Consider the following 3,106-nt stretch of genomic DNA (forward strand, 5'->3'; position numbering starts at 1 on the left):
GGTAACTGTGAAGGTCCGCGCGGAAGCGAGTCTAACCGAAGAACCGGATGCGGGAAAACCGCACGTCCGGGACTGTGCGGGGGGCGCTGGGTGACTGGCGTTCCTACCGCGAGAGCTCTGAATATCGAACCGAACATGATTCAAAAGGAATCTGGCATTGGCGTTATCGGGAAAAAAGGATATTGCCCCACTGATAATGTGGGTGATCTTATTTGCGGGGATAGTTGTATTTGCCAGCATCAGGCTCTGTCGTCTGTTCAAAATTTCAAATGAATATCCGATTTATTTGGATATCACATTTGTGATTTTGTACCTTTTGTGGATGATAATTGAGCTTCGGATTACCAAAAAGGATGTTAATACGGAAGGTAAAAAAACATCTGACGTGATGACTTGTCAATTGTACGGAACGGGGCAAGCTTTAACGATTCTTTCAGCCCTTTATTTTCCATCCGCTTGGCAGCATAAGATGAATGCCTTTCATTTCGCTGGTATAAGTCTTTTTTGTGTTGGTGTCTGTTATAGATTATGGGCCATCCAAACACTGGGACAGTTTTATTCGCATAGAGTCCGCACTCTATCTCAACATCAAATTGTGATTTCTGGACCGTATAAATTCATACGACATCCCGCATATTTAGGAATGGTTGTCGCAAATATTGGAATATCCGCATACTTTTTTAATTGGGCGACAATCTCTGTATTTTTATTGATTTTAGTGCCAGCAATCATCTTGAGGATCGCAATAGAAGAGAAAACACTTTTTAAAATTGAAGGCTATACAGAGTTTGCCCAGAAACGAAAACGGTTGATTCCGGCAATATGGTGAAATCAGAAGATATGGGGCTAACGGCTGCACAATGGTACCGACCTCTACGCTGCGCTTCGAGATCGGTACCTGTGAGCCTTGGCGTTATAACGAAAGACAATGCAGTTCTTTAAATTATTATTGAAATTAATACTTGGAGCTATTGGTATAATAGCACTATGTTTGATTGTGATACTAAAAGCTGAAAGCTATGAAATAGTAAAGAGTGACCATGTTACAGTTGAAGTAAAAAAAATATTTGGAAAAAAAATATCGGAATGCTCTGTAGATTCAAATGGGTTCTATAATGGTCCCGCAAAATTATGGCATTTGTTTTCAGACAAAATAAGAAGTGAAGGGCAATTTCAAGAAGGTTATTGGAATGGTCGCTGGAAAGAGTACGACAAAGATGGTCATGTAACCATGATAAGAGTTTGGAACAAAGGAAAACTTGAAAAATTATTCCTTCTTAAAGGGGAAGGTTTAATTGAAATCCAAAAAGGAAATTGGCCCAAATACGTAGATGTTGTTCAACAGAAACCTCAAAGAATAAAAGATTGAAAAGAGTTATAACCAGTCGTTCAACATCGCTCCTGCGTCGCTTGGCCGTGCAAACTACGCGCGCCAGTTAGCTCTACGTTATCGCGCCGAGCAAAGCGCGGCGCATCTTGCAGTGTGAAAGTAAAGTCCCTGTCGGGTGAGATCCAATAATGGGTTTCAATAAGAGTTAGCCACCCACCCGTCGAGCCTTGGGTCCATGGCGGAGATACGCTATTTTCAATCCATTGTTCTGAGCAGACTTCCGACAGGTGTTGAATCACGAGAAATGTGTGCATCAATCTAATTTTTTTGGTATGGATAGCCAATGATTAAATTTGACGGCCGGAAGAACCCTGGAACCTTATGGAATTCCATTAAAAAGGACAATTTATACAAACTCTGGAATCGGATGTCCTCGGGCAGTTATTCCCCCCCCTCCGGTACTGAGGGGGAAATACCCAAGGGAGACGGTCGAATGAGACCGCTGGGAATACCGACAGTGTCGGACAGAATCGCTCAACAGATAGTCAAGGTGCTTATGAAAAGACATTATTTATACATATTTTTAGTTCTATTTTTGATATTCGGCTGTCATAAACCAACATCTGGACAATTACAGAATGGAGATATCATTTTTCAAACTTCTCGATCCAGCCAAAGTGCAGCAATTCAGATTGCAACCCACTCAAAATATAGCCATATGGGTATAATTTTTATAAAGGAAGAGAAGCCTTATGTATATGAGGCGGCCCGAACTGTACAATATACGCCATTGAAACAGTGGATCGATAGAGGAATCAGAAAGCATTATGTAATAAAACGATTGCGAAACTCTGATAAAGTGATGACGGCTCAAGCAGTTGAGAAGCTTAGAACTGTTGCTGAAAAATTGCGGGAAAAACCATATGATCTAACTTTTGAATGGTCGGATGACCGCATCTATTGCTCGGAGCTGGTTTGGAAAATTTACGATCGTGGAATTGGTATTCAAGTTGGTAAGGTTAAAAAGCTGCACGACTTTGATTTGTCAAATGACGTTGTAAAAAACAAAATGAAAGAACGGTATGGTGATCAGATCCCTTTAGATGAAACAGTCATTTCACCAGGTGATATGTTTTCATCTAAATTGCTAAAAACCGTTTTAGAAGAATAAAGGGAAACGAACCCTTTTTTGCACAGGGCGCTAAACAGCCGGCGCCTGTGAAAACCCGTTCGGTTTACATAGGACTATGAAATGAATTCGACAAATGGATCATCCGAAACAAATAATGAAATATTAAAATTAAAAGTTGAATATTTGCAGAAAAGACTTGAACAAACACTCCAGCATTCACAAGCAGCTACAAAGTTGATTTACCTTGTGGATGGTGCAGTTTTGGGATTTTGTTATTTCATTATCAAAGAGTTTGACAAAAATCCTATTTCATTAAGTCTTGCTGCTTTTTTATGAGTTTTTGGTCATATAGTGGCTTGGTTTATTGCGTTTTAATAACTCATTTAAATTTTAACGAATTACCGAAAAAAACGCTGCAGGCCGACCCGGAGAGCTAGCGGCTTTTTGAAAGACCTTGGTTTTTGAAAAGAATTTATTTTGGGGGAAGTCCTCGGTTATATTCTCCGGGCGGCTGAGCTCCCCGTTCACGGCGGCTCCGCCGCCGTGAATCGCGGCATTGTTCAACAACGTTTTATCAATAATCCCGCTCGCAGGATCGAACCGCCTATAATTAAAAAAACAATAAACTATAATCCAACGGCTGT

At 40.6% G+C, this 3,106-nt stretch carries 5 protein-coding genes; 4 read left to right on the top strand and 1 reads right to left on the bottom strand.

All coding sequences use genetic code 11. The features are described 5' to 3' along the window. The first annotated feature begins 157 nt into the window (after positions 1–157). From B147_RS0106840 to B147_RS0106855, 4 genes are all read left to right on the top strand, one after another. Entirely contained in the window at positions 158–829 is a 672-nt protein-coding gene (locus B147_RS0106840; protein ID WP_020586481.1) for a methyltransferase family protein, read from the top strand. Positions 830–928: 99 nt separating this feature from the next. Next, entirely contained in the window at positions 929–1,369 is a 441-nt protein-coding gene (locus B147_RS0106845) for a toxin-antitoxin system YwqK family antitoxin (protein WP_020586482.1), read from the top strand. Between the two features lie 454 nt (positions 1,370–1,823). Then, the gene (locus tag B147_RS32780) at positions 1,824–2,501 is read left to right on the top strand and encodes a YiiX family permuted papain-like enzyme (RefSeq protein WP_245568953.1); all 678 of its coding nucleotides are present in this window, start codon (positions 1,824–1,826) and stop codon (positions 2,499–2,501) included. 81 nt (positions 2,502–2,582) lie between these two features. Then, on the top strand, positions 2,583–2,798 hold the full coding sequence (locus B147_RS0106855; RefSeq protein ID WP_020586484.1) for a hypothetical protein: 216 nt from the start codon (positions 2,583–2,585) through the stop codon (positions 2,796–2,798). A 54-nt stretch (positions 2,799–2,852) separates the two neighbouring features. Here B147_RS0106855 and B147_RS32375 read toward each other — a convergent pair. Beyond that, on the bottom strand, positions 2,853–3,106 hold a 254-nt coding region (locus tag B147_RS32375), incomplete at its 5' end, for a hypothetical protein (protein ID WP_033397040.1).

This window comes from Desulfobacter curvatus DSM 3379 (genome assembly GCF_000373985.1).
Lineage (GTDB): Bacteria > Desulfobacterota > Desulfobacteria > Desulfobacterales > Desulfobacteraceae > Desulfobacter > Desulfobacter curvatus.